The sequence below is a fragment of the Sulfitobacter sp. 1A12779 genome, from assembly GCF_043557315.1.
Lineage (GTDB): Bacteria > Pseudomonadota > Alphaproteobacteria > Rhodobacterales > Rhodobacteraceae > Sulfitobacter > Sulfitobacter faviae.
The window spans coordinates 97,279-122,542 of the sequence record NZ_JBIFFU010000011.1 but is presented as its reverse complement, the minus strand read 5'-3'; the positions used below and the strand labels follow the sequence as shown (position 1 = coordinate 122,542).

At 62.2% G+C, this 25,264-nt stretch carries 22 protein-coding genes; 11 read left to right on the top strand and 11 right to left on the bottom strand.

Annotated features, from left to right (window positions below; genetic code table 11):
- Positions 1-388: 388 nt before the first annotated feature.
- Complete coding sequence (locus ACGYLQ_RS14100; RefSeq protein ID WP_394443513.1) at positions 389-1,159, bottom strand: hypothetical protein; 771 nt, start codon at positions 1,157-1,159, stop codon at positions 389-391.
- Positions 1,156-2,142 carry a polysaccharide pyruvyl transferase family protein gene (locus ACGYLQ_RS14095; protein WP_394443512.1) on the bottom strand — a complete coding sequence of 329 codons (987 nt, stop codon included), beginning with the start codon at positions 2,140-2,142 and terminating at the stop codon, positions 1,156-1,158. The genes ACGYLQ_RS14100 and ACGYLQ_RS14095 overlap by 4 nt, the downstream gene beginning before the upstream one ends.
- Positions 2,143-2,320: 178 nt before the next feature.
- Between ACGYLQ_RS14095 and ACGYLQ_RS14090 the strand changes: the two genes are divergently transcribed.
- Complete coding sequence (locus ACGYLQ_RS14090) at positions 2,321-3,247, top strand: stealth family protein (RefSeq protein WP_394443511.1); 927 nt, start codon at positions 2,321-2,323, stop codon at positions 3,245-3,247.
- Between the two features lie 403 nt (positions 3,248-3,650).
- Here the strand turns inward: ACGYLQ_RS14090 and ACGYLQ_RS14085 are convergent, their stop codons facing one another.
- Positions 3,651-4,226: a hypothetical protein gene (locus ACGYLQ_RS14085; protein ID WP_394443510.1), complete on the bottom strand. Its 576-nt coding sequence runs from the start codon at positions 4,224-4,226 to the stop codon at positions 3,651-3,653.
- A gap of 92 nt (positions 4,227-4,318) precedes the next feature.
- Here ACGYLQ_RS14085 and ACGYLQ_RS14080 point away from each other — a divergent pair, with 92 nt between their 5' ends.
- Complete coding sequence (locus ACGYLQ_RS14080) at positions 4,319-5,323, top strand: hypothetical protein (protein ID WP_394443509.1); 1,005 nt, start codon at positions 4,319-4,321, stop codon at positions 5,321-5,323.
- A gap of 76 nt (positions 5,324-5,399) precedes the next feature.
- A complete protein-coding gene (locus ACGYLQ_RS14075) occupies positions 5,400-6,692 on the top strand; it encodes an O-acetylhomoserine aminocarboxypropyltransferase/cysteine synthase family protein (protein ID WP_394443508.1) in 1,293 nt (430 codons plus the stop codon).
- 51 nt (positions 6,693-6,743) lie between these two features.
- Here ACGYLQ_RS14075 and ACGYLQ_RS14070 read toward each other — a convergent pair whose 3' ends face one another.
- Positions 6,744-7,445, bottom strand: a complete 702-nt coding sequence (locus tag ACGYLQ_RS14070; protein ID WP_394443507.1) for an SIMPL domain-containing protein — start codon at positions 7,443-7,445, stop codon at positions 6,744-6,746.
- Between the two features lie 151 nt (positions 7,446-7,596).
- Here ACGYLQ_RS14070 and ACGYLQ_RS14065 point away from each other — a divergent pair, with 151 nt between their 5' ends.
- On the top strand, positions 7,597-10,407 hold the full coding sequence (locus tag ACGYLQ_RS14065) for a hypothetical protein (RefSeq protein ID WP_394443506.1): 2,811 nt from the start codon (positions 7,597-7,599) through the stop codon (positions 10,405-10,407).
- Positions 10,408-10,471: 64 nt separating this feature from the next.
- On the opposite strand, the gene hppD is transcribed toward ACGYLQ_RS14065, so the two are convergent.
- Positions 10,472-11,566 (bottom strand): 4-hydroxyphenylpyruvate dioxygenase, encoded by a 1,095-nt coding sequence (hppD, locus tag ACGYLQ_RS14060; protein WP_322329424.1) that lies wholly within the window; start codon positions 11,564-11,566, stop codon positions 10,472-10,474.
- A gap of 137 nt (positions 11,567-11,703) precedes the next feature.
- Between hppD and ACGYLQ_RS14055 the strand changes: the two genes are divergently transcribed.
- Positions 11,704-12,159, top strand: a complete 456-nt coding sequence (locus ACGYLQ_RS14055; protein ID WP_271689612.1) for an Lrp/AsnC family transcriptional regulator — start codon at positions 11,704-11,706, stop codon at positions 12,157-12,159.
- 18 nt (positions 12,160-12,177) lie between these two features.
- On the top strand, positions 12,178-14,091 hold the full coding sequence (locus tag ACGYLQ_RS14050; protein ID WP_394443505.1) for a monovalent cation:proton antiporter-2 (CPA2) family protein: 1,914 nt from the start codon (positions 12,178-12,180) through the stop codon (positions 14,089-14,091).
- Between the two features lie 36 nt (positions 14,092-14,127).
- On the opposite strand, the gene cobT is transcribed toward ACGYLQ_RS14050, so the two are convergent.
- The gene (gene cobT / locus ACGYLQ_RS14045; RefSeq protein ID WP_394443503.1) at positions 14,128-15,141 is read right to left on the bottom strand and encodes a nicotinate-nucleotide--dimethylbenzimidazole phosphoribosyltransferase; all 1,014 of its coding nucleotides are present in this window, start codon (positions 15,139-15,141) and stop codon (positions 14,128-14,130) included.
- 80 nt (positions 15,142-15,221) lie between these two features.
- Here cobT and cobS point away from each other — a divergent pair, with 80 nt between their 5' ends.
- The gene (cobS, locus tag ACGYLQ_RS14040) at positions 15,222-16,028 is read left to right on the top strand and encodes an adenosylcobinamide-GDP ribazoletransferase (RefSeq protein ID WP_394443501.1); all 807 of its coding nucleotides are present in this window, start codon (positions 15,222-15,224) and stop codon (positions 16,026-16,028) included.
- Between the two features lie 51 nt (positions 16,029-16,079).
- On the opposite strand, the gene ACGYLQ_RS14035 is transcribed toward cobS, so the two are convergent.
- The 5 genes from ACGYLQ_RS14035 to ACGYLQ_RS14015 form a co-directional block, all read right to left on the bottom strand.
- The gene (locus ACGYLQ_RS14035) at positions 16,080-16,592 is read right to left on the bottom strand and encodes a CarD family transcriptional regulator (RefSeq protein WP_007120274.1); all 513 of its coding nucleotides are present in this window, start codon (positions 16,590-16,592) and stop codon (positions 16,080-16,082) included.
- Positions 16,593-16,905: 313 nt separating this feature from the next.
- Complete coding sequence (fdxA, locus tag ACGYLQ_RS14030) at positions 16,906-17,241, bottom strand: ferredoxin FdxA (protein ID WP_067262482.1); 336 nt, start codon at positions 17,239-17,241, stop codon at positions 16,906-16,908.
- A 51-nt stretch (positions 17,242-17,292) separates the two neighbouring features.
- Positions 17,293-17,676: an RNA-binding S4 domain-containing protein gene (locus ACGYLQ_RS14025; RefSeq protein WP_322329420.1), complete on the bottom strand. Its 384-nt coding sequence runs from the start codon at positions 17,674-17,676 to the stop codon at positions 17,293-17,295.
- Positions 17,677-20,661: a helicase-related protein gene (locus ACGYLQ_RS14020; RefSeq protein WP_394443499.1), complete on the bottom strand. Its 2,985-nt coding sequence runs from the start codon at positions 20,659-20,661 to the stop codon at positions 17,677-17,679. It lies immediately after the preceding gene.
- A 15-nt stretch (positions 20,662-20,676) separates the two neighbouring features.
- On the bottom strand, positions 20,677-21,234 hold the full coding sequence (locus ACGYLQ_RS14015; protein ID WP_067262476.1) for a hypothetical protein: 558 nt from the start codon (positions 21,232-21,234) through the stop codon (positions 20,677-20,679).
- Positions 21,235-21,308: 74 nt separating this feature from the next.
- On the opposite strand from ACGYLQ_RS14015, the gene ACGYLQ_RS14010 reads away from it, so the two are divergent.
- From ACGYLQ_RS14010 to ACGYLQ_RS13995, 4 genes are all read left to right on the top strand, one after another.
- Positions 21,309-21,599: an SCP2 sterol-binding domain-containing protein gene (locus tag ACGYLQ_RS14010; protein WP_067262473.1), complete on the top strand. Its 291-nt coding sequence runs from the start codon at positions 21,309-21,311 to the stop codon at positions 21,597-21,599.
- Positions 21,599-22,546 carry an alpha/beta fold hydrolase gene (locus ACGYLQ_RS14005; protein ID WP_394443497.1) on the top strand — a complete coding sequence of 316 codons (948 nt, stop codon included), beginning with the start codon at positions 21,599-21,601 and terminating at the stop codon, positions 22,544-22,546. Before ACGYLQ_RS14010 ends, ACGYLQ_RS14005 begins: the two co-directional genes overlap by 1 nt.
- A gap of 70 nt (positions 22,547-22,616) precedes the next feature.
- Positions 22,617-23,621: a ligase-associated DNA damage response exonuclease gene (locus ACGYLQ_RS14000; protein WP_394443495.1), complete on the top strand. Its 1,005-nt coding sequence runs from the start codon at positions 22,617-22,619 to the stop codon at positions 23,619-23,621.
- The gene (locus ACGYLQ_RS13995; protein WP_394443493.1) at positions 23,618-25,216 is read left to right on the top strand and encodes an ATP-dependent DNA ligase; all 1,599 of its coding nucleotides are present in this window, start codon (positions 23,618-23,620) and stop codon (positions 25,214-25,216) included. Before ACGYLQ_RS14000 ends, ACGYLQ_RS13995 begins: the two co-directional genes overlap by 4 nt.
- The last annotated feature ends 48 nt before the right edge of the window (positions 25,217-25,264 follow it).

Genomic DNA, 25,264 nt, shown 5'->3' with positions numbered 1-25,264 from the left:
CGTGCTGTTTCCGTTTTGACATCTCTGATCTCCTTCTCGTCGAAGATCAGCAGACTGCAAATCGTAGCTTATGTCAGCGTCCGAATTTCCGGGGGTAGCTCAAATAGTGTCAGATAAATTTGAAAATAGACAAAGAATTCAGAGATACTTCAAAAATTTCTTTAAGTATCTGGATCAGAATTCTGCTATTAAAAGTTTACGATACAAATTTCAATGCAAGGTTGGCTTCTCGGGTTTTCTTTTGCATTATCTTAGCATCTTTAGGTAACGCTCGGTTCTCGTTGCATAACCCGGTAAGCAACATTCTCTCAGAGAAGGCACACTTCGAAATAGTAAAACAACGATAGACCTTTGTCTACCTGCATTGCTAGTGCTTCAAGAATATGAATTACGCTTCTGCGTACAAAAACTTTCGCACATTGCCCCCTAAGGTCACTCGCTTAACTTCGGTACGAGATAAGCATGCTTGGAGAAAGACCTTTTCGGTCATCGGATCATGAGCTCCCAGCTGGTGAACCCATCTCTTAGCATCTTCCGCACTCTGGACCATTGGGTTGTAGCTGGGGGCATAAGCCGTCTCAAAGAATGTGAAACCGTGAATAGCCACTTCCGCCGCTTGGCTGCTTAGGAAAAATACGCAAGCAGATATGCCAATCGTCGGAGAGCGATCATCCAACGCGCGCTTGAGACCACTGATGATTGACGGCGGCAAAACTTTAATTTCAGGCCCGTGCTCGTTCTTCAAGGCCGTCTCTTTTGCGCGGAACATCTTCCGCTGCCGCGAACTGTGCCAATGTGGAAATACCAATAGGCCCACGTTCTTGGCGTTCAGATAGGCTCCCGGGATCGAACCGGCGCTGCGTGCACCTGTCTCTCTTAAGTTATGGATCAGCAGGTCAGTTCGCTTCCCCAAAATCTCTGGCCGGGTCTCTGCCAATGTGATGCCATTGTTCAGCCGCACTACGACATCGTAATCATCCACGACGCTGCCGGACAGGTCATCTAGTACCGTTTCGGCAGGTCCGATGATGATTATACGCTTATCCTTGAAGCTTTTGGTCTCCAGAACTGCCGGGTACCACGGTGCCCAAGGGATTGACGCGATGCGGTAACGCAGACGCCTCTGAGCCAGATCGATTTTGCGCAGAAAGTGTTTCATGGCAGGCAGCTTTCAGCGATCAAATCGAACATATCGTGCCGCCCCCTCTCTGCCAGATGCCGATAACGAGCGAGCGCGTCTTTCTCTTGTCGAGAGAATGGGAAGCCTTTGCTGATATGAGCCAAGAATTTCGGCGCAGACAGATCGTCAACTGAAATCATGCGGGATTGGCATGCGAACACATCGTTCAAAACAGCCTCGATCTTTCGGGTATTCGACGGAAGCGCGACAAAGGGTGTATTCGTTAGAATAGACAACAACACGCTGTGGAACCGCCCTGTCATAACCAATTCTTTCCGTGCGAGAAGACGGGCAAAACCCTCGGCGTCACTTCGAGCGCGCCATATCGTCTCTTCAGGCGACTTTCGGAGCTTTTTCAATATCTTTGCCTTTAGACGTATGGCAACAGGCGGGCGCGGCTTCATCTTGACGAAATCGAAATCTCCGGCGGCGGCGAAGGCCTCCAGTGATCGGGTAGTATCGCCGTAAACACTGTCTGTTACGATCACACCAGTTCGCGTCTCGTCCTGAACAGGCTGCGAAAGACCAAGGGACAAATCCGGTACTACGCGCGCTTCAATACCATGTACAGCCAGAAAGTTCTTACTTTCACTTTCACGCACATAGATGCTGTCAAACGCCGCAATGGCATGCAGGGCTGCTTCATCCAACGCGGTGATGGAAGCGTTCACAAGATGGGCCGGCACCCCCATTTTTTTGGCGTGGTGCACAACGGCAATCAGATCACGGGTTCGCTTCCGATCTCGCGAATGATGAAGTGTACCTTCACCGTTCACAACGATAACATCAGGCCTGTAGTCTTCTAGTAATCTTTCGTGCGGCTGCCAATCCTCCGCGACCGGCCATAGATAGACGGGCTTCACGCTCCGTTTTTGGAGCTCCGCGGTCAAGGTCTTCATGACGGCGGTGCAGCCATAGTGGCCTGATACGGAAGTGTCGTTAAAAATTCCGGCGGTCTTCATTGCGGCATGACATCCCTAGCAACCTTTTGATGCGGTATAACATCCGAAGCCGGCGAATAACCACAGCCCCAAAAGCGTTCAACGTCGGGTTGCAGCTGCATTGCGTCCATACTGCCTCGCTGATAGCTTTTGGCACAAAATCCCTACAATTGGCACCCCAGGTTGAAGGCACATATTTATGATAGACGCGGTAATCACTTGGGTTGATGGAGATGACCCAGCCCATAGAAGAAAGCGCGCGACCTATCTCGCTGATACGACCCCAGAAAGCTCTGCCCAGTCCACTCGTTTCGCAAGTTCGGGCGAAATAAGATTTGCGGTTCAGTCCCTTCTAAAGTTCTGTCCCTTCATACGGCGAATCTACGTGATCACCGACGAACAGCATCCAACAGTGCTGGACACACTCTTGACCGTACATTCGAACGTCAGGATTATCGATCATCGCGACGCCTTCAAGGAACATGCTGATCTGCTGCCGGTTTTTTCGTCCAGATCAATTGAAACGGTGATCTACCGCATCCCGGACCTGGCAGAACATTTTCTCTATCTGAATGACGATATATTCGTAGGCCGCAAGATGAACGCTGAGGATTATTTTGATCAGGGCATTCCAATCATTCGGGGAAATTACCGCCGGTTCCCGAACTCTCTCACGCAATGGCTGAAATCTAAATGGCGGGACACTCGTCCCGGTTACAGTGCCGCGCAGCGAGATGCGGCTCATCTTGTTGGGCATCGTAAGGCCTATCTGGTCGCCGAACATCAACCTCATCCGATGCGTCGCTCGACCTTTGAACGCTATTATGAGAACCGTGAGACAGAACTGCGAGAACAAATCCGCCACCGTTTCAGAACAGCCGAACAAGTGTCCCCCATCGGCATTAGCAACCACCTTGAAATCCTCGCAGGTGCCCGCGTTGAGGCCCCGCTGGATGTTGGCTATGTTCGCCCAAACAAACCGAAAGGAGATGCGTTGATTGAGGTTATAACAAACCTAAAACGCAATGCATTCGCGTCTTTTTGCGTTCAGAGCTTAGATCAAATGTCTGAGGGCGACCGGCAGATCGTTCTTGCGGGACTCAATGCTCACTACGGCAGAGTATAGACTCGAAAAGCGGCATACGAGTGTGGGATATGATGTGCCGCGTTCTCGGTTCCTACTACAGGTCATCTGGCTCTATCGCTCAGTTCCTTCCTCCATATCAGGACCACTAAACAAGCATGATTCGCCGAGTCCTGTTCAAAACTTCCGTGACCGATATTCTTTGACAAGATACATGTTAGAGGCCCTAGTTCGATACAAAACTGCCCAAATTCGATACAAAGGCGATTTAACGAGCCTACGCATACGCACTCAAGGTGCTGAAATGCGTACCTAAAAAAACTGACCGAAAGGAACGCCTGGTTCCATTCCAGGGTCGCCCACCACTTTCCCCCCCCTCGCGATAGTTCGTATGCGCAGTCAAGGCGCGCTCGTGGCGACCGATCAACGCCGCGCCCGAGGGCTATCAAGGGATCAGCACATCGCTCCGCAAAAACCCCTCAAGCGCCATTCCCAGATCGTCGTAAACCAGTTGAACCCGAACCCTTTGAACCGCCCCGATATCAAACGTCAGGTAAGGCTGCGGATCCCCCTCCAGAATCGCATTCGGCGTCGGCAATGAATCGTGACAGGGCGGCATCGGCAGATTCCGCATCGGTGCGTCGTTCACCGCGATTGCCATGGCGGCCAGCCCGCAGCGCCAGCTCCACAGGTGGGTCACATAGAGGAAGTCTCGCCCATCATACTCCCGCACGGCGATCCAATTGCCGCGGGTGGCGTTCAGGATCGGACGCACCTCTGCGGCGGTGGTGAAACGGCCCGTGGGCGTCTGGTCTTCGGCGACCAAGCCGGGGGGCACGGCATCCATGTAGAATGTAGGCGGCGGGGCCGCGGGTGCCGGGGGCGCCGCCGGGCTGGCGGGGGCCGCAGGACGTGCCGGAGCCTGCACCGTCATCGGCGCATCCGGTCGGCCGACCCGATCCGAAGGTACAGAGGGGCCGCCCAAGCTGATCGCGATCACGGCAAAGACAAAATCGAACATTCGAACCCCTTTCGCAGGCCGCTCAAATTGCTGGCTTTTGCCGACAGAGCCCTGCCCCTATACTGGCCGAAAACCAAAGGCCGCAGTTAAGTATGACACGCAATTCGCGTATCCCGCAAATTTTCAACGTCGTCATCGTGGGCCAAGAGGGGCGGCTGGCCTATGAGGCGTTGCTTTTCGCCGCCTCCCTCCGCCATTCCTGCCCGGAGTTCCAAGGTCGTTTGCTGATCGCCGAGCCGCAGCCCGGCCCGCTATGGGATCGTGATCCGCGCATCACCGACAGCGCGCTGCGCGCGGCGCTGAGCGAGCTTGGGGCGGAGTTCGTCCCCTTTGACAATCAGCATTTCGGCAGCGCCTACCCCAATGGTAATAAGATCGAGATGCTCAGCGCCCTGCCCGCGGGCGAACCCTTTGTTTTCTTTGACACCGATACGCTGATCACCGGTGATCTGTCGGCGGTGCCGTTTGATTTCAACCGCCCCTCGGCCTCTCTCAAACGCGAGGGCACATGGCCCAAGCCGCAGCTATACGGGCCGGGCTATAGCGCATTGTGGAAGTCGCTTTACGACAAGTTCGGCCTCGACTTTGCCAGCAGCCTCGACCTGAGCCAACCGGATGAATATTGGCGGCGTTATCTCTATTTTAACGCCGGGTACTTCTACTACCGCTGTCCGCGGGAATTCGGTGATCTCTTTCTGCGCTACGCACTCGCTGTGCGCGACGATCCTCCGGTTGAGCTTTGCGCGCAGAGCTTTGACCCTTGGCTCGACCAAATCGTGTTGCCACTGGTGATCCACGCCCTTGGCGGCGGGCGGGGCACCCTGCCCGCTGGCCTGTTGGATGGCACGGTCTCCTGCCACTATCGATTTCTGCCCCTGCTCTACGCGCGAGAGAGCGATCATGCGATCGAGGTGCTAGAGGCCATCACCGCCCCCAACCGAATGAAAAAGCTGCTCAAGCAGCGCGATGCGATCAAGCGGATGGTCTATCAGGGCCGCGGGGCCAAGGTGCGCGCGCTTTTCGATCAAGACAACCTGCCCCGACGGGAACAGGCGATCCGCAACCGGATCAAATCAAACGGTTTCTGGATGCGCTGAGCCCCGCCTGCCCCGTTGTCTGGACGGGTCTTTGCGCCTAGGCTGCGCGAGAACCATTTTCTGAGAGGACAGACCAATGGCCGACAGCCCCAAACATCAATTTGACACGTTGCAGATTCACGCAGGCGCCACGCCCGACCCGGCCACCGGCGCGCGGCAGACGCCGATCTATCAGACCACGGCCTATGTCTTTCGCGATGCCGATCACGCGGCGGCTTTGTTCAACCTTGAGGAAGTCGGCTATATCTATTCGCGCCTGACCAACCCGACCAACGCTGTCCTGCAAGAGCGTATCGCCACGCTCGAAGGCGGTGTCGGCGCGGTCTGCTGCTCATCGGGCCACGCGGCGCAGATCATGGCGCTGTTCCCGCTGATGGGGCCGGGCAAGAATATCGTCGCTTCCACCCGTCTCTACGGCGGCACGGTCACCCAGTTCAGCCATACGATCAAGCGCTTCGGCTGGTCCTGCAAGTTTGTCGACTTCGACGATCCGCAGGCCGTGGCCGATGCGATTGACGACGACACCCGCGCGGTCTTTGGTGAGGCTATTGCAAACCCCGGCGGCTATATCATGGATGTGCGCGCTATTGCGGATGTGGCCGATGCGGCGGGCATTCCGCTGATCATCGACAACACCAGCGCCACCCCCTACCTCTGCCGCCCGATTGAGCATGGCGCGACGCTGGTGGTGCATTCCACCACCAAATACCTCACCGGCAATGGCACCGTTATGGGCGGCTGCGTGGTGGATTCGGGCAAGTTCGATTGGTCCGCGAATGACAAATTCCCCTCCCTCAGCCAGCCTGAGGAAGCCTATCACGGCATGAAGTTCCACGAGACCTTCGGCCCCATGGCCTTTACCTTCCACGGCATCGCCATCGGGCTGCGCGATCTGGGGATGACGATGAACCCACAGGCGGCGCATTACACGCTTATGGGGATCGAGACCCTGTCGCTGCGCATGGAGCGGCATGTGCAAAACGCGGTGAAGGTGGCCGAATGGCTCGAACAGGACGACCGGGTTGACTATGTTACCTATGCCGGGCTGAAATCCTCGCCCTATCACGAGCGGATGCAAAAGGTCTGCCCCAAAGGCGCGGGCGGGCTTTTCACCTTTGCGGTCAAGGGCGGCTATGACGCCTGTGTGAAACTGGTCAACAGCCTTGAGATCTTTAGCCATGTGGCGAACCTGGGCGATACGCGCTCGCTGATCATTCACTCGGCCTCCACCACCCACCGACAGCTGACGGCAGAGCAGCAGGAAGCGGCGGGGGCCGGTCCGGGTGTCGTGCGCATCTCCATCGGGACGGAGGACGCCGACGATCTGATCGCCGATCTGGATCAGGCACTGACCAAGGCGACCAACTAAACCACCTTCCCCCGCCGATCGCCTCGGCGGGGGTTTTCCATCTGCGGCAGCTTACTGCCCCGGGGCAATCGCAAAGGTCATGGAGACCTGCGCCTGCACCTCGACCTCGCCTTCGGCCACGGCGCTGTCCATCGCCATCCCCATGCGAGCGGTCTCGAACATCTTAGGCTGCGCGTGGGAGTTTTCGGTCATGCGGATCAGCGTGCCGAGCTTCACCCCTGCCGCCTCGGCCAACTGCCGCGCGCGTTCGGTGGCATCCGCAACGGCGGCTTTGCGCGCCTCGGCCAGCGCATCTTTCGGGTCTTGAAGACCGAAGTCCAACCCGTTGAAATCATTCGCGCCTTCGTCGATCACCGCATCCATCATCGCGCCCAAGCGGTCCAGATCCCGCACTTTGACCGTCACCGAGTTGCCCGCCTGATAGCCGGTGATGCGCGGCGGCTGGCCGTTCTCATTCGCGCGGCGGTCATGCAGCGGGCGCAGGTAGAAACGGCTGGTCTGACGGTCCTTCGCCGCGACGCCCTGCGCATCGAGCTGGGTCAGGATCGCGCTTACGGCGGCATTCACCCCGTCCATCGCGGCCTTGGCGGTTTCCGCCTCTTCAGTCACGCCCAGGGTGATCGTTGCCATGTCAGGCGCGGCGGCGATGCTGCCTTGGCCGGTGACGATAATCCCCTCTTCCGGTCCCTGCTGGGCCGAGACCAATCCGGCCCCCGCCATCCACGCCAGCGCCACCCAATTCATCAGTCGCATGTTCGTTCCTTTCCGTGCATCAATGCGCCGCCATTTGCCCATCGCGGCCCGGTTCTGACAAGCACCCGCACGGTGCGCACCCTTCCCTTGGGCGAACTCCTGCTCTATCCTTCGCGATGACTGCGGCGCGTCTGTAAGTGCGCCCGACCCCATGCTAAAGTCGACCGCGATGAAGCCGAATTTTACCCTCTCCCTGTCGTTCGACGGCATTCGTTTGCTCCACCGCACATCGGGCGGATGGCAGCTTGTTGGTGAAGTGGCGCTCGACAGTGCCGATCTGGCGGCGGAACTGGCGGTCTTGCGCAAAACCGCCACGGCGTTGGAGCCGGGCGGGCTGCGCAGCCTGCTGTTGATCCCCGACGCGCAGATCAAATACCTCACCCTCGACACACCGAATATGGCCCCCGCCGCCCGCCGTGCGGCAGCGGCAGAGGCGCTGGAGGGGGCCACGCCCTATCTGGTTTCCGATCTGGTGTTTGACGTGCATGCCGATGGCGGGCAGAGCCAAGTGGCCGCCGTGGCCCGTGAGACTTTGGACGAAGCCGAGGCCTTCGCGGTGGAGCATCGTTTCCACCCGGTCAGCTTTGCCGCCGCCCCGGCCAGTGAGCGCTTCGAGGGCGCGCCGCATTTCGGCATGACGAAAGCCGCGTCAGACCTGCTGGAACCCGGCGAAACCGTGGAGCCTGAGACGGCCCCCATCGTGATTTCCGGCGTGATGAACGCGCCCGAAGGGCCGGTCGTGGACACGGATGAGACGACCCCCATCGCCGAGCCTGAACTTGCCCCGACGCCGGAGGAGACCCCGCCGCCGTTAGAGGAAGACCTGCCGGATTTGGGCTCGACCGAGGACGTTTCAGAAGCCTCCCCCGCGTTGGAGCCGACCCCCAAAGACACGCCACCGCCCTTGGACGAAGACCTGCCCGCCTTGGACGCTGCGGCGGAAACGGAGGCGACAGAAGACCCGGCAGAGGCCGAACTGCCCCCCACTCCAGAGGAAACCCCACCGCCGTTGGCGGAGAACCTGCCCGCGTTGGAGACCGCCGCGCCAAGCGAGGAACCGGCAGAGACGAAGGCGGACGCGCAGCCCGCCCCCGCGGGCAGCGTTGCGGCATCCGCAGCCCCCCTCGCGGCGGCGGCCAGCACGCAGACCGCGCCGCAGCCCGAGCCTTCGCGCAAGGTTGATTTCACCGCACCGCCCTCGCGCAGCGCCCCTGCCGCCGGTTTCGCAAGCCGCCGTGGCGGGTCAGAAAACGCGCCCAGCCTTGGCGGCGCGAGCCGGGAGGCACCCCCGCCCCCGCCTGCCGCCAAAGCGGAACCGACGCCCGCGCCCGCCCCCAGCACAGCCTCCCTGCCCGTCGGCGCGCCATCGCCCGCCGCGGCCCCGCTTGCGCCGCAGATGCCCGTCGAACCGGCAACCGCCGCCGCCGCCGCGACAGAGGCTGCAGCCCCCCAGCCCGACAGCAGCTCGCTGACGCCCGAGGCGACCACCTCGACCGGCACCTTCCTCAGCCGCCGCAAACCGAAAGCGTCGAAAGACCGCCGGACCGCCCCTGCCAGCCCCGCCGCGGCCACCCCGTCAACAGAGGCCGAGCGGATGACCGTTTTCGGCGCGCGCCGCCGGAACGAAGTCGGTGGCAAGCCGCGTTTCCTTGGCCTGATCCTGACGGCGGCGCTTTTGGTCTTCTTGGCCGGTGTCGCGGCTTGGGCCTCAATCTTCCTCGACGAGGGCAGCGCGCTTTCGCGGCTCTTTGGCGACCGCAGCCCGCGCAGCACAGCCGAAGCCTTGGCCCCTGCAGAAACCCCTGAGATCGAAAATGACATCGCCGTGCTGCCCCCCGAACCGGCAGAGCCTGACGCAATCGAAACCGCCGCCTTGGACGCCGGTCTGACTGATGAAGACGGTGCCGTGCTCGACGCGCTGCGCGACCCTGAGCCGCGCCCCCTGTCAGAGATGACCGAGGCCGAGATCGACGCCAAATATGCCACCACCGGCATCTGGGCCCGCGCCCCGGACGTGCCCCCGGCCCCGGCGGCGGCGATTGATATCGACGATCTCTACCTCACCAGCATCGACCCGATCAGCAGCACGACAGACGCCGTGGCCCTGCCGCCCGCCGATGGGTTCAGCACCGACATCGCCCCCGGCGCAGTCAGCTCTCCGGCGGCGGCGGGCACACGCTTTGCGCTGGACGCGCGCGGCTTGGTCAAACCCACGGCGCAGGGGGCGCTCAGCCCCGATGGCCATCTGGTCTACCTCGGACGCCCCGCCGTGCAGCCCCCCGCCACTCTGATCCGGCCCGACGCCGATCCGGCGGAGCCCGAGGTCGACAGCGCCTTGGCCGAGGTCCGCCCCCGTCCGCGCCCCGACGATTTGGCAGAGACGACCGAACGCGCCCAGCTTGGCGGGCTGACACGGTCCGAACTGGCCGATCTGCGCCCGCAACTGCGGCCCAAATCCGTTCAAGAAATCGCTCAGGAAGCGCTCGCCGCCGCCACGCCTGAGCCCGAGGTCGCCCCCATCGATACCAGTGGCGCGGTCGCCGCCGCCCTCGCCACGCCGCCCGCAATCCAGAACGCGACGAAACAGGCCACAACCCAGTCGCGCCGCCCCGATACGCGGCCCCGCAATTTCGACCGGATCGTGAAACGCGCCGCCCGCCGGGCTGCGCCTGCGCAGGTCGCGAGTGTCGCGCCCAAAGCGGTCCAACCCCGCTTTCCATCGAAAACCTCCGTGGCGAAACAGGCCACGGTGAAGAATGCGATCAACCTGCGCGACGTCAATCTGATCGGCGTCTATGGCAAGCCCTCGAACCGCCGCGCTCTGGTCCGGCTCAGCAACGGGCGCTATCAAAAGGTTGAGGTCGGCGACCGGATCGACGGCGGTCGCGTCTCGGCCATCGGGGACAGCGAGTTGCGCTATGTGCGCCGGGGTCGGAATGTCGTGCTGAAGATGCCGAACTAGGTCACACCACAAAAAAAGGGACGCCGCAGCGCCCCTTTTTCCCTCCCCCCCGATGTACTTGCGACTAGGTGGCCTCAAGCTCACCATTGTCGATCTGCTCTTGCTCGATCGATTCAAAGAGCGCTTTGAAGTTGCCCTCCCCAAAACCGTCGTCCCCCTTGCGTTCGATGAACTCAAAGAAGATCGGCCCGATCACGGTTTTCGAGAATATCTGCAAGAGGATGCGCGTCTCGCCCCCGTCGACCACGCCTTCGCCGTCGATCAGGATGCCGTGTTTCTGCATGCGGTCCAGCGGCTCTTCGTGGCCGGTCACCCGCTCTTTCGACATCTTGTAATAGGTCTCGGGCGGGCCGGGCATGAACTTCAGCCCATTGTCGGCAATCGCATCGGTGGCGTCATAGATGTTACGCGCACCAACGGCGATATGCTGGATGCCCTCACCGTTGTATTTCTTGAGATAGGCCACGATCTGCCCGGTCTCGCCCCGGTCCTCATTGATCGGGATGCGGATGCGTCCGCAGGGCGAGGTCAGCGCCCGGCTGGTAAGGCCCGTGTATTTGCCCTCAATGTCGAAAAAGCGGATTTCGCGGAAGTTGAACAGGTCGCCGTAGAACTTAAACCAGACGTCCATATTGCCCTTGTGCACGTTGTGCGTCAGGTGGTCGAGGTAGTAGAACCCCACGCCCTCGGGCTTGGATGTGGCGATCCAGTCGTATTCCCAGTTATAGGGCGAGGTGTCGTAATACTGGTCAACGAAGTAGATCAGCGAGCCGCCGATGCCCATGATCGCGGGCACGTCGAGCACCTTGCCGTCGCCCTTATATTCCTCGGCACCATTGGCCACCGCGTGCTCCAGCGCCTTTTGCGCATCCACCACGCGCCAGCCCATGGAGGGGGCGCAGGGGCCGTGCTCTTCGACAAAACGCGCGGCAAAGCTCTCGGGGTCGTGGTTCAAGACGTAGGTGATGTCGCCCTGCTGCCAAAGCTCGATCTTCTTGGTCTTGTGGTTGGCGACATGGGCATAGCCCATTTTGGTGAAGACATCGCGCAGCGCCTGCGGGTCGGGGCTGGCAAATTCGACAAACTCGAAACCATCGGTGCCGGCGGGGTTCTCTGCCGTGATCTGCGATTTCGGGGCGTCATGCGGGAAAGGGCCCATGTCAGTCTCCTCTGCTTTTGGATTTGCCCCAGTCTACGCCGCAACCGCCGCGCGAATTGCGCGTATCGCAGCATTCAACTGGTCAATATCGCGGAAGTGACGCATACTACCTTCAAACCATGCGGAGTTCGCGCATCATGTTGGACGAGATCGACAGGCGGCTGCTAACGGCGCTGCAAAAGAACGCCCACCTCACGGCGCAGGAGTTGGGGCAAGAGCTGAACCTCTCCCCCAGCCAAGCCGGGCGCAGGCGTCAGCGGTTGGAGGCGGAAGGCTACATTCGCGGCTATCACGCGCGGCTCGATCCGGTGCGCATGGGGCTGAACGTGCAGGGCTTCGTGCAGGTCCATCTGGGCACCCACGGGCCGGAACATTCGGCGAGCTTTGCCCGGCTCATGGCCACCCGTCCCGAGATTGTGAGCGCTTGGACGATGACGGGGGATGCGGACTACCTCCTGAGGGTCTATTGTGACGATCTGCCGAGCCTGAACAGGCTCATTCACGACGTTCTTCTGCCCCATCAGGCCGTGAGCCGGGTGCATAGCCAGATTGTCATGGATCAACTGAAACAGGACGGGCCGCTGCCCACCTGACGCTGAAAGAGGACCGCAATGGAAGGTTTCCTGTTCCAAGCCTCCGTCTATCTGGCCGCCGCGGTGATTGCCGTGCCCATCGCCGCGCGATTGGGGCTGGGGTCGGTGCTGGGCTATCTGGCGGCGGGCATTCTGATCGGGCCGGTGCTGGGCCTCGTCGGGTCCGAGACGAAAGACGTGCAGCATTTCGCGGAATTCGGCGTTGTGATGATGCTCTTCCTGATCGGGTTGGAGTTGGAGCCGCGCGCGCTCTGGGACATGCGCCACCGTCTGCTGGGATTGGGGGGCTTGCAAGTGCTGCTGTCGACAGCGGCGCTCATGGCCATCGCCATGGCTTACGACCAGCCGTGGCGCGTGGCACTGGCAATCGGGCTAACACTGGCGCTGTCTTCGACGGCCATCGTGTTGCAAACCCTATCGGAAAAAGGGCTGATGCGAACCCAAGGCGGGCGCTCCGTCTTCTCTGTCCTGCTGACGCAGGATATCGCGGTGATCCCCATCCTCGCCTTCCTGCCGTTGCTCGCCACGGGCATTCCGGGCGGGCTTTTGCCCGATGGGTCAATCTCGCTCGACCCGCAGGCGGTGGAGAATGCCCATCACGGGGCCGAGGGCAGCCACGCCGGAGAGGTCGCCCATGCCGCGCAGACCTTCGTGCAAAGCCTGCCGGGCTGGGGCGTTACGCTGGTCACCATCGGAGCGGTCGCCGCGATCATCCTCGTGGGGATCTACCTGACCCGTCCGGTGTTCCGCTACATCCACCTCGCCAAGCTGCGCGAGATGTACACGGCACTGGCGTTGCTGATCGTGGTGGGGATCTCTTCGCTGATGACCGTGGTCGGCCTGTCGCCCGCGCTCGGCGCCTTTCTGGCGGGCGTGGTGCTGGCCAGCAGCGAGTTTCGCCATGAGTTGGAGACCGACCTCGAACCCTTCAAGGGGCTGCTGTTGGGGCTGTTTTTCATCACCGTGGGGGCGGGCATCAACTTTGTCCTGCTGTTCGAAAAACCGCTGATCCTGATCTGCATGGCGCTGTTGGTCATCATAGTCAAAGCGCTGATCCTGATGGTGCTGGGCCGCCTCTTCCGCCTCAAAGGCCGCGACGGTTGGCTTTTCACGCTGGCGCTGGCGCAGGCCGGGGAATTTGGCTTCGTGCTGGTCAGCTTTTCCCTCGCCACCGGCGTCATGCCCGACCCGATTGGCGAGACGCTTTTGCTGGTCGTGGCCCTAACCATGCTGATCACGCCGCTGCTTTTCATCCTGCACGACCTGATCAGCCGACGCCTTGACGACGGCGGCCCCGTCATCGCCGATGAGATCGACAGCAGCGGTCCGGTGATCATCGCGGGCGTCGGGCGCTTTGGCCAGATGGTGAACCGGATGGTCCAAGCCAGCGGTTTTCAAACCGTCGTGCTGGACCATAACCCCGAGACCATCGCCGTCATGCGGCGCTTTGGCTTCAAGGGGTTTCTGGGCGATCCGACCCGGCCCGACATCCTGCGCAAAGCGGGGCTGCAAGACGCCAGCGTCTTGGTGGTGGCCCTTGATGATCCGAAATCGGCGGTCTCTCTGATCTCCTACGCGCGCAAAGAGAACCCGAACCTGCATATCGTCAGCCGCGCGCGCGACCGCGAGGAGGTCTACCGCCACTATCAGGCCGGGTCGAATGACATCGTGCGCGAAATGTTCGACAGCTCGCTGCGCGCCGGGCGCTATGTATTGGAAAACATGGGGCTTTCGGATTTCGAGGCGAATGAGGCGCAAAAGCTTTTCTACGCCCATGACCGGGTCTCGGTCCGCGAATTGGCGGCGCTTTGGCGGCCCGATGTGCCGCCCTCGCAAAACGCCGCCTATGTGGCCCGCGCGAAGGAGTTGCAGAAGGATTTGGAGACCGCCTTTCTCAACCTCGGCGAGGACAAGGGCAAGGAAAGCGCCTGAACCGGGCAGCCCCTTTTGGGGGCCACCCGCGCCGCCCTATGCGTCGCTGACGCCTGCTTCGGCAAAGGTGGCCATGCCCGCGTGACAAGCAAGCGCGGTCTTGAGGATGCCAATCGCCAAGCCCGCGCCTGAGCCCTCCCCCAGACGCAGGTTCAACTCCAGCAGCGGCTCCTTGTCCAACGCGCCCAAGAGCCGCCGGTGACCGCTTTCCGCGCTGAGATGCCCCGCGACGCAGTGATCCAGCGCGCCGGGTGCCGTGCGCGCGAGGCTGAGCGCGGCGGCACAGCAGATGAAACCGTCAAGGATCACCGGGATGCGCAAGGCCCGCGCCCGCGCCAAAGCTCCGGCCATCGCGGCCAGTTCCCGCCCCCCGAGGCGGCGCAGCTGCTCTAGCCCATCCCCCTTGTCCGCATGCAGGGCGACCCCCTCGGCCACGACCTCGGTCTTCAGCGACAGGCCCGCGTCATCCACCCCGGTGCCGCGCCCGGTCCAGAACTCCGCCCCGCCGCCCAGAAGCGCCGTGGCAAGTGCCGCCGCCGAGGTGGTGTTGGCGATGCCCATCTCACCCACGACAAGCAGATCGGCCTCGGGATTCACCGCCTCCCAGCCCGCCCGCAGCGCCTCGGTGAATTCGTCTTCCGCCATCGCGGGCGCGACGGTGAAATCTTGGGTGGGCCTGTCCAAGGACAGCGGCACCACGTCGAGGCTCGCCCCATTGACCCGTGCAATCTGATTGATCGCCGCCCCGCCCTGTTCGAAGTTCGACACCATCTGCGCCGTCACCTCTGCCGGGAAGGCCGAGACGCCCCGCGCGGCGACCCCGTGGTTGCCTGCAAACACGATGATCTGGGGCGCGACGATCTCGGCCCGCGCCCCGCCGCGCCAGCCCCGATACCAGACCGCGAGGTCCTCCAACCGGCCAAGCGCGCCGGGGGGTTTGGTCAACATGGCGTCATGGGCCCGCGCCTCTGCCATCGCCGCGTCGTCGCAGGCGGGCATCGCACGCAGCAGGCTGCGAAATTCGGTAAGACTGGCGAAAGACGTGTTCATATGCGGCCCTTTGCGGATTGATATTCAATCGTTTCTAGCCTTAGCCTGTCGGCGCTGAAAAGTGCCGAAGGGGCGAAATAATGGCCATTCCCGACATCACCGCCCTGAGGCAGGCCTTCCGGCCCCGCGACATCGCCGTGGCCTTTGCCCTGCTGACCCGCCTGCCCCTTCCGCATTTCCATTTCCCGACCGAGCCGCACCGCCCCCCGGCCCGGAGCGCTTGGGCCTATCCCTTGGTGGGAATCGCGTTGGCGCTGATTGCCGGGGCCGTCGGCGTGGCGCTGACACGCATGGGGGCGACGCCCCCATTGGTGGCCGCCTTCGTGCTGCTGACGCTGGTAATGCTGAGCGGGGCGATGCATGAAGACGGCCTTGCCGATTGCGCCGATGGATTCTGGGGCGGCTGGACCCGCGAAAAGCGCCTGAAAATCATGAAAGACAGCGTGATCGGCACCTATGGCGTCGTGGCGCTGGTGCTGTCGCTTTTGCTGCGTTGGTATCTCATCAGCGAATTGATCACGGATGAGGCACTGATCTGGGCGCTGGTCGTCGCCTCCTGCGGGTCGCGGGCGGCGATGGTCTGGGTGATGGACAGCCTGCCCACCGCCCGCCGCGATGGGCTGTCTGACCGCACGGGCCGCCCCGGTGAATTGGCGACGGCGGTGACGGTGCTGATCGGCGTGGTCGTGATCGTTCTGGCGCCGGATTATTCCGCATGGCGCTTGGCCCTGTTGGCGCTGCTTGCGGCGCTGGTGGTCCGCCATATCGCCAAACGCAAGATCGGCGGACAGACCGGCGATGTCTTGGGTGCGACCCAACAGGTGACCGAGATCGCCCTGCTGACCGGTTGCCAGATGATGGCCTACGGCTGGCAGGCCATTCCATAAAAAAACCGCGCCCCCGGAAGGGACGCGGCCTTATCTTAAATTGTGCACCGCTTAAGCGGCCACACGGCTTTCCAGCACGTCGCCAACCTGCTTTGCGGCGGCGAGTTCATCGCCCCCCGATACAGCGGCCACTTCGCGGGTCAGGCGCTCAAGCGCTGCTTCGTAAAGCTGACGCTCGGAATAGCTCTGCTCGCGCTGGTCGTCAGTGCGGTGCAGGTCGCGCACGACCTCGGCAATGGCGATAAGATCGCCGGAGTTGATCTTTTGCTCATACTCCTGCGCGCGGCGGGACCACATGGCGCGCTTGACCTTGGCCTTGCCCTTGAGGGTCTTCATCGCGTGGTTGATCACATCGGGCGTCGACAGGGCGCGCATGCCGATTTCGGTCGCCTTATGGGTCGGCACCCGCAGGGTCATCTTGTCTTTTTCAAAGGAAATCACGAAGAGCTCCAGCGCGATGCCGGCAACTTCCTGCTCCTCAATCGAGACGATCTGCCCGACGCCATGCGCAGGGTAGACGACGAATTCATTGGGGCGGAAATCAAGCTTTTTCGATTTGGTCATATAGATCGCTCCTTGGCGCGCGGGGGAAGCCCCGCCATTAACTCAGACACCTGAACAGCACGTAAAACGCATGCGAAGCGCAGCCTGAGCGGTCTGCGTTCGGGTGCGTTTGAGTTAGAAATGTGAGGTCAACCTTGGCAGCAGGGTCGAAACATTATCAGGCTCGTGTGTTACAGCTTGAAGACACTATAGCACAGAATCACGCCTTTCGGAAGCGCCCCCAAGCCGCCATCGGCGGTTTCCCGGTCAATTCAGCGGGTTAACACGCAGAGTTGAGGTCACAGAGGCGCAACAAAGCGCGAATCGCAGTGCCTTAGCCGCCCTCGCCCGGTTTTTCCGAGAAGAGCTCCATCTTGCCCTCTTTGCCATCCATCTCTTCCGCTTCGGGAAGCGGGTCTTTCTTGGTGATGATGACGGGCCAAAGTTCGGAATACTTACGGTTGAACTCAACCCATTTTTCCATATCCGGCTCGGTGTCCGGACGGATCGCATCGGCGGGGCACTCGGGCTCGCAAACGCCGCAATCGATGCATTCATCGGGGTGGATCACCAGCATGTTCTCGCCTTCATAAAAGCAGTCCACCGGGCACACTTCGACGCAGTCGGTGTATTTGCAAGCGATGCAGGCGTCATTCACGATATAGGTCATGCGGAAACTCTGGCTGGATATGTGAGGGACTAGCTAAACCGGGGCGCGGGATCATTCAAGGTGGCGCGCCTTAGAAAGATCAAGCTGCCTGCGGTCGCGCTTGGTCGGGCGGCCCTTTCCCTCAAAACCGGGATTTTCGGGCTGTCTGTCCTTTGATTTGGGCTGCGGCGGGGACAGATCGGTGTAGAGCGTCTGCGCTTCGGGGGCCGGGCCGCGGCGATGGCCGATCGCCTCGATGCGGATCACCCGCACATGGTCACCTTGCGAAAAGGTCAGCACATCGCCGGGGCCGACGTTGCTGGCGCGTTTCTGCGTCGGCGTGCCGTTGATCCGAACCGCGCCGCCCGCCACCTGCGCGGCAGCGAGCGAACGGGTCTTGAAAAAGCGGGCGTGCCACAGCCACTTGTCCAGCCGCAGTTTCGCGCCCGCCTCCACTTACTTGTCGTCCTTCAGCCCCATCAGCGCGGCGGCAAAGGGGTTGTCAGGGTCGATCTGCTTTTCCTTACGCGGGGGACGGGCAGAGAAGTTCTGCGACTTGCCGCCTTTGTCACCACCGGGCTTGCGCCCCTTGCCCTTGGCAGGTTTGCTACGCGGCTTGCCCTGCCCTTGGTTGCGATCCCCGCCGCGACGGTTGCCACCGCCATTGCCGCGCGGGCTGCGGGCCCATGTGAAGATATAATAGGTCTCCATCTCCGGTCCGGCGACATCGGCGTCGGGCGCAGTGCCCTGTGGGATCTCTTCCACTGGGACTTCGGGGATGTTGGTGTCGACCTCAGGCTCTTCGGAGGCCACATCGGCCATGGGGGCGATGCCATCGTCGGGCATCTGCGCCACATCCGCAGGGCGGTCGTCGGGGTTGGTCTCATCCGAAGGGGTTTCGATGATACCGCCCGCAGGTTCCTCGGCGGCGACATCCATGATCGGCTTGTCGGCTGCATCGTCACCGGGCAGATCGCTATCGAGCTTCTCGGGCACCACGGTATCGGCGGAGGGGTCCATCGCGTCATGGCTGCCGTCTTTGGGCATCACCACATCGACGGGTTTCACCTTGGTCCGCTCATCCTTCTCGGCCTTGTAGCCCAGACCCTCCATCAGGTCGGCGAATTGCTCAAGCGTCATGCCGGTGATCGACAGCATGTCCGGCTTGGCCTCGAACCCGCCGCGCGAATCTTCGGCCCGCAGCATATCGGCGAGACGTTCCAGCATGTCGATGCGGATCGCGCGTTTGCCGGCGTTGCGGTAGCCCGACATGGTGTCGGCCCCGGCGGGCGCTTCGGCTTCGACTGGGATGGTCACCAGACCGGGCGGGGGGGATTCAGGGAATTCGTTCAGCCCTTTGGCCAGCGACCAGAGCACCAGACGCAGACGTGTCGGCGCGGGTTTGAGCATCAGCGGCATGAAGATGGTGAACTGTCCAAAACGGATGCCATGTTTGCGCAGCGCACCGCGGGCGTCTTGATCCAGCGCCTTCACATCCTCGGCCACTTGGGCGCGGGGCAGAATGCCGAAATTCTCAACCAGTTGGAAAGCAAAGCCACGGGCCAGACCGGTCAGCGTATCATCCTTGCTCAGCCCCAAAAGCGGCTCGAACAGGGCCGCGACCTTGCGGTCGATGAAGTGCTGGAGGCGGCGTTTCACCTTCTCGGCCACTTCAGGCCCGGCGATATCGTCGACAAAGACTTCGACCTGCGGCTTCAGCGCGTCGCTGCCAGCGGTCAGTTTACCCACCGCAGCGCTGCCCCACATGAGGCCGCCCTGTTCGGTGAAATCAATCTCGGTGTCCGGGGCGTTGTAGAACCGGTCGGCGCGCAAATGGAACTGCGGAGCCAAGGCCTGCAATGCGGCGGTCTTCACCGTTTTGTCTTCAGCCGCACCCGCGCCCTTGTCCACCCGAAAGCGGAACCCGTCCAGCTTGCCTACAAATTCACCTTCAACGGTGACTTCACCGGTCTCGTTTACATCGGCCACCATGGCTTCCTTCTGTCCAAGCCGGCGCAGCAATACACTTGTGCGCCGATCTACAAATCTTTGAGTCAAACGCTCGTGCAGAGCGTCCGACAAGCGGTCTTCTACGACACGCGTCGTGTCGCGCCAATGGCTTTCGTCCTTTGTCCAGCCCTTGCGCTGCGCAACGTAGGTCCATGTGCGAATAAACGCGAGTCGTTTGGACAACGCATCAATGTCGCCATCGGTTCGATCAATTCGTTTGATTTGTCGTGCGAGCCAATCATCGGGGATATATCCGCGCTGGTGCAGATCGTTGAAAATGGTCTCCAAGAGCCCCGCATGTTCCGCATGGCTGATGCCGCGGAAATCGGGAATCCGGCAGACATCCCACAGGAGCCGCACGGAAGCGCCATCCGTGGCCCGGGCAAACACCTCATCCACCTGCGCCAGCGCCTTGAGTGCCCTCAGATCGTCAGATTCCCGCGCCCTGACCAGCCGCTCGTCTTCGGGCGGCATTTCCAAGGTCTTGATCAAACGATCAATGCTGCCGAATTGCAAAGCGTGGTTGCGCCAGTTGATCTTGTTCTGCGGGGTAAAGTTGTGATCCATGATCGCGCGGGCAACGTGATCGTCCAGCGCGGGCGCGTCCCCGGTGGTGCCAAAGGTGCCGGATTTGAAACCACGCCCTGCCCGGCCCGCGATCTGCGCCAGTTCATTCGGGGCCAAGGGTCGCATCCGCCGCCCGTCAAACTTACTGAGCGCCGAGAAGGCCACATGATCAACGTCGAGGTTCAACCCCATGCCAATGGCATCGGTGGCAACCAGATAGTCGACCTCTCCGTTCTGATACATCGCCACCTGCGCATTGCGCGTGCGTGGTGAGAGAGCCCCCATAACCACCGCCGCACCGCCCTTTTGGCGACGGATGAGCTCGGCGATGGTATATACATTCTCAACCGAAAAGCCGACGATTGCGCTACGAGGCTTCATCCGGCTTATCTTTTTCTGACCTGCATAGATCAATTCGCTCATCCGGTCGCGGCGCATGAAATCGACCCCCGGCACCAGCGCCGCGATGGTGCCGCGCATGGTGTCGGCCCCCATGAACAGCGTCTCATGCAGGCCCCGCGCGCGCAGCAGACGGTCGGTAAAGACATGGCCACGCTCGGGATCGGCGCAAAGCTGGATCTCGTCGATGGCCACGAAATCCGCGCCCATCTCCTGCGGCATCGCCTCAACAGTGCAGACCCAATACTGCGTGCGCGGCGGCACGATCCGCTCTTCGCCCGTGACCAGCGCCACCACCGAGGGGCCGCGTGCCTTGACGATCCGGTCATAGACCTCACGCGCCAAAAGCCGCAGCGGCAGGCCGATCACCCCGGTCCGATGGGCCAGCATCCGTTCGATTGCATAGGTCGTCTTGCCGGTATTTGTCGGGCCGAGAACGGCCACGACGCGCTTGTTGCCTGCCACCTGTCTATCCTTGAATTAAAGCTCGCGCCCGATGCCGTCCCGGCGCAGCCCTTCAAGGGCCGCGCGGGCGTCTTCGTGATGCGGGTTGAGGGCGAGCGTCTTGCGGTAAAGTGCGGCCGCACGGCCCAGATCTCCGAACTCCTGTATCATCACGGCAAGGCCGAAGATCGCGTTGTAATTGTCGGGGTTCAGCGCCAGCGTCCGCTCCAGATCATCCAGCGCGGGGCCATAGAGGTCGGCCCCATAATAGGCCTGCGCCCGGGCATGGAACCCTTCGGCGAAACCGGGGGCGTGATCGGTCAGCGCGGTCAAATGCTCGATCGCCAGACGTGCATCGCCATCCGCCATCGCCTCCCGCCCCCGCGTCAGCAGCAAATCCATCGCAGCCGAACCGGAGCGCTGCCAATGCGCCTCGATCTCATGGGCGATTCTGGGGGCCTCCTCCGCCGGGGCCTCGCGCAGCTTTTGCATCAGCTCGGGCGGGGCCTTCTCGGCCACGGCCATGCCCGCAAGCAACACAAAGCTACCAACTGCCGCAACGGTATGTTTGAGGTTGACGGGTATGATGCGCATAACAAAACTGAATGTAACAGGCTGCCGCCGCAATTCCAGACGTAGCGGGGCCAAATGCCAAAAAAGGGCGAGCGATGAGCGATATTGTGAACGAAGCGGTAGTGGTGCTGAACGAAAAGCTGGCCGGCAGCGATTTTGACGGCACGGCCAAGTTCGACATCGAAGGTGAAGGCACCGTGATGATGGACGAAAACGGCGCCCGCGCGGCGGACGAAGAGGCCGACGTGACGCTGAGCGCGGATGCCGAAACCTTCCAGTCCATCCTCGAAGGCGACACCAACCCCACATCCGCATTCATGACCGGCAAGCTCAAGATCGACGGCGACATGGGCATGGCGATGAAGCTCGCCGCTGTTCTCGGCTGATGCATCTGGACCCGGCCCCGCTTTACACCGATATCGCCCCCGGCCCCGAAGGGGGCCAAGCCCATTGGGCCGAGACATCGGATGGCAAGCGGATCAGGCTGGGTCATTGGCCCTGCGCAGGCGCGCGGGGCACGGTGCTGCTCTTCCCGGGGCGGACCGAATATATCGAAAAATACGGGCTTTGCGCCGCCGATTTCGCGCGGCGCGGCCTTGCCACCATGGCGATCGACTGGCGCGGTCAGGGGCTGTCGGACCGGCTTTTGCCCGACGCGCGCGTCGGCCATGTGGATGTTTTCAGCGACTATCAGAAAGACGTCGCCGCCATGCTGCGCGCCGCGCGCAGCCTGAACCTGCCGCGCCCCTATTTCCTGCTGGCCCACTCCATGGGCGGCTGCATCGGCCTGCGCGCCGTGATGGAAGGGCTGCCGGTGCAGGCCGTCTCCTTCACCGGCCCGATGTGGGGCATCTATGTCGTCCCGCATCTGCGCGCGCTGGCGTGGTCATTGGCGCAGTTCATGCCCCGCGTCGGACAGGGCCACCGCCTGCCCCCGGGCACCAAGATCGAAGCCTATCCCGCCATCGCCCCTTTCGAGGACAACCTGCTGACCACCGATCCGCAGATGTACGACATGATGCGCGATCAACTGGCCGCCCACCCCGAGCTGAGCCTCGGCGGCCCGAGCTTCGTCTGGCTGCGCGAGGCACTGGCCGAGACGAAACACCTCGCCGGACGCTCGGCGCCCAACATTCCCTGCGTCACCTACCTTGGCAGCAACGAGCGTATCGTCGCCACCGACCGCGTCCACAAGCGCATGGCGCAGTGGAAAGGCGGGCGGCTTGAGATCGTACCGGGCGGCGAGCATGAGGTGTTGTTGGAGAGGCCCGAGTTGCGCAATCCGATCTTCGATGGGCTGGAAAAGCTCTATCTGGGCAATATCACCAGTTAACCCCTCGCCTTAACCGCTCGCCCGCGTCATTTTCCTGTGCAATCCGTCCGCGCCGCCTAGATTGCTTGGGATGACACGCGAACCCGTCCTCAGCTTCACCGAAAACGGCATCTACTGCGCCGCTGGTGACTTCTACATCGACCCCTGGCGCCCCGTCGCCCGGGCACTGATTACCCATGGCCACGCCGACCATGCCCGCGACGGCATGGGCAGCTATCTGGCCACCCATGCCGCCCTGCCGGTGATGCGCCACCGGTTGGGCGAGATCGCCATCGAGGGCATCGCTTACGGCGAGACGCGCCAGATCGGCGGGGCCACGGTCTCCTTCCACCCCGCGGGCCATGTCCCCGGCAGCGCGCAGATCAGGGTCGAGGTCGGTGGCGAGGTTTGGGTTGCCTCGGGTGACTACAAAGTGATCGATGATGGCATGTCCGAGGCTTTCGAGCCGGTCCGCTGCCACCATTTCATTACTGAGAGCACCTTTGGCCTGCCGGTCTTCCGATGGGCGCCACAGGCCGAGGTGGCCGCACAGATCAACGACTGGTGGGCGGGTTGCAAGGCGGCGGGCAAGACCGCCTTCCTCGGGGCCTATTCACTGGGCAAAGCACAGCGGCTGCTGTCGATGCTCGACCCCGAAATCGGCCCGATCCTGACCCACACGGCGGTGGAGAACACCAACGAGGTGCTGCGCGGCCAAGGCATCGCCCTGCCCGAGACCACGCTGGTGACGCCCGAGCTTAACCCCAAGGAACATCCCGGCGCGCTGGTGCTGGCACCGCCCTCTGCGCTCGGTAGCCAATGGGCGCGGCGGTTCGGCGCGCAGGAAAGCGCCTTCGCCTCAGGCTGGATGGCGCTGCGCGGGGTGCGCAGGCGGCGTGCGGGCGACCGGGGCTTTGTCATCTCGGACCATGCGGATTGGCATGGGCTGCTCTGGGCGATCCGCGAGACCGGGGCGGAAAACATATATGTCACACATGGTTACACGGATATCTTCACGCGATACCTGAACGATCAGGGATGGAACGCCGAAGTCGTGCCCACCCAGTTCGAAGGCGACGGGGGCGACAGCGAATGAAGGAATTTGCCGCGCTTTTTAACGCCGTCGACCAGACCACCAAGACCACGGTGAAGGTCGCAGCACTGGCCGAGTATTTCACCACCGCCGCCGAGGACGACCGCCTCTGGACCGTGGCGCTCTTCTCAGGCCGCCGCCCGAAACGCGCGGTCACCACGACCCGCCTGCGCGAATGGGCTTCCGAGGCCTCCGGCGTGCCGCTGTGGCTCTTCGAGGACAGCTATGCCATCGTCGGCGATCTGGCCGAGACCATCGCGCTGGTCCTGCCACCGGTCGAAAGCGAGGACACCGGCACGCTCACCTCTTGGATCAACGCTCTGCGCGGGCTGAAGGATGTCGACGACGCGGCGCGCAAGGAATTTGTCCTCTCGGCGTGGCAACAGCTTGGCGGCACCGAAAGGTTTCTTTTCAACAAGCTCATCACCGGCGGCTTTCGCATCGGCATCAGCCAGAAGCTGATGACCCGCGCCCTCTCGCGCGCCACCGGGAGGCCCGAGGCGGAGATGGCGCACCGCCTGATGGGCAACTGGCACCCCGACGACGTCACATGGCACAGCTTGATCGAAGCCGAGGACGCCAGCGCCGACGCCTCGCGCCCCTACCCCTTTTACCTCGCCTATGCGCTGGAGGATGGGCCGGAGGACTTAGGCGACCCTGAAGACTGGCGGGCCGAGTGGAAATGGGACGGCATCCGTGGCCAGCTCATCCTGCGCGACGGCGACTATTTCGTCTGGTCGCGCGGTGAGGAGTTGATGACGGACCGTTTCCCCGAACTGGCCCGCGCCGCCGATCACCTGCCGCCGGGCACCGTGCTCGACGGCGAATTGCTGGTCTGGCAGCCGGGGGCGGAATTCCCCTCCTCCTTCAATGCTTTGCAAGCCCGCATCGGACGCAAGACCGTACCGAAGAAGCTGCTCAAGGAGGCCCCTGTCGTACTGCACGCCTACGACCTGCTGGAATGGCAGGGCGAAGACATCCGCGACCGCTCCTTTGCCGAGCGCCGTGCGCTGCTGGAAGAGGCCGCCGCCGATTTGCCCGAAGACGCACCCGTGCGTCTCTCGCCGCAGCACCAATTCACCGACTGGGATCAACTCGCCACCCTGCGCGAAACGGCGCGCGAGGCGCAGGCCGAGGGGCTGATGCTAAAACGCGCTGATAGCCCTTATCTCTCGGGCCGCAAGAAGGGCGACTGGTGGAAATGGAAGCTCGACCCGCTGACCATCGACGCGGTGATGATCTACGCGCAATCGGGCTCGGGCCGCCGCGCGAACCTCTTTACCGATTTCACCTTCGCGGTCTGGAACGGCAACGATCTGGTGCCCTTCACCAAGGCCTACTCCGGCCTCACCGACGCCGAATTCCGCCAGATCACCGCATGGGTGCGCAAGAACACGCAGCAACGCTTCGGCCCCGTGCGTCAAGTCACCCCGCACCATGTTTTCGAGATCGCCTTTGAGGGCATCCAGCCCAGCCCGCGCCATAAATCCGGCGTCGCCCTGCGCTTTCCCCGGATGCTGCGCTGGCGCAAGGACAAGCCGCTGCAAGAGGCCAACACCCTCGACGATCTGAAAGAAATGTTGCGCATCTACGGATAGGTTGTTCCGGCCCGCCCGGAGGCATAGATGTGACGAAACGCAAATGAG

Excerpts from the sequence above, each read along its gene's own strand:
- ACGYLQ_RS14100 (WP_394443513.1), bottom strand. The coding sequence starts at position 1,159 with ATGAAACACTTTCTGCGCAAAATCGATCTGGCTCAGAGGCGTCTGCGT.
- ACGYLQ_RS14095 (WP_394443512.1), bottom strand. The coding sequence starts at position 2,142 with ATGAAGACCGCCGGAATTTTTAACGACACTTCCGTATCAGGCCACTAT.
- ACGYLQ_RS14090 (WP_394443511.1), top strand. The coding sequence starts at position 2,321 with ATGATAGACGCGGTAATCACTTGGGTTGATGGAGATGACCCAGCCCAT.
- ACGYLQ_RS14085 (WP_394443510.1), bottom strand. The coding sequence starts at position 4,226 with ATGTTCGATTTTGTCTTTGCCGTGATCGCGATCAGCTTGGGCGGCCCC.
- ACGYLQ_RS14080 (WP_394443509.1), top strand. The coding sequence starts at position 4,319 with ATGACACGCAATTCGCGTATCCCGCAAATTTTCAACGTCGTCATCGTG.
- ACGYLQ_RS14075 (WP_394443508.1), top strand. The coding sequence starts at position 5,400 with ATGGCCGACAGCCCCAAACATCAATTTGACACGTTGCAGATTCACGCA.
- ACGYLQ_RS14070 (WP_394443507.1), bottom strand. The coding sequence starts at position 7,445 with ATGCGACTGATGAATTGGGTGGCGCTGGCGTGGATGGCGGGGGCCGGA.
- ACGYLQ_RS14065 (WP_394443506.1), top strand. The coding sequence starts at position 7,597 with ATGCTAAAGTCGACCGCGATGAAGCCGAATTTTACCCTCTCCCTGTCG.
- hppD (WP_322329424.1), bottom strand. The coding sequence starts at position 11,566 with ATGGGCCCTTTCCCGCATGACGCCCCGAAATCGCAGATCACGGCAGAG.
- ACGYLQ_RS14055 (WP_271689612.1), top strand. The coding sequence starts at position 11,704 with ATGTTGGACGAGATCGACAGGCGGCTGCTAACGGCGCTGCAAAAGAAC.
- ACGYLQ_RS14050 (WP_394443505.1), top strand. The coding sequence starts at position 12,178 with ATGGAAGGTTTCCTGTTCCAAGCCTCCGTCTATCTGGCCGCCGCGGTG.
- cobT (WP_394443503.1), bottom strand. The coding sequence starts at position 15,141 with ATGAACACGTCTTTCGCCAGTCTTACCGAATTTCGCAGCCTGCTGCGT.
- cobS (WP_394443501.1), top strand. The coding sequence starts at position 15,222 with ATGGCCATTCCCGACATCACCGCCCTGAGGCAGGCCTTCCGGCCCCGC.
- ACGYLQ_RS14035 (WP_007120274.1), bottom strand. The coding sequence starts at position 16,592 with ATGACCAAATCGAAAAAGCTTGATTTCCGCCCCAATGAATTCGTCGTC.
- fdxA (WP_067262482.1), bottom strand. The coding sequence starts at position 17,241 with ATGACCTATATCGTGAATGACGCCTGCATCGCTTGCAAATACACCGAC.
- ACGYLQ_RS14015 (WP_067262476.1), bottom strand. The coding sequence starts at position 21,234 with ATGCGCATCATACCCGTCAACCTCAAACATACCGTTGCGGCAGTTGGT.
- ACGYLQ_RS14010 (WP_067262473.1), top strand. The coding sequence starts at position 21,309 with ATGAGCGATATTGTGAACGAAGCGGTAGTGGTGCTGAACGAAAAGCTG.
- ACGYLQ_RS14005 (WP_394443497.1), top strand. The coding sequence starts at position 21,599 with ATGCATCTGGACCCGGCCCCGCTTTACACCGATATCGCCCCCGGCCCC.
- ACGYLQ_RS14000 (WP_394443495.1), top strand. The coding sequence starts at position 22,617 with ATGACACGCGAACCCGTCCTCAGCTTCACCGAAAACGGCATCTACTGC.
- ACGYLQ_RS13995 (WP_394443493.1), top strand. The coding sequence starts at position 23,618 with ATGAAGGAATTTGCCGCGCTTTTTAACGCCGTCGACCAGACCACCAAG.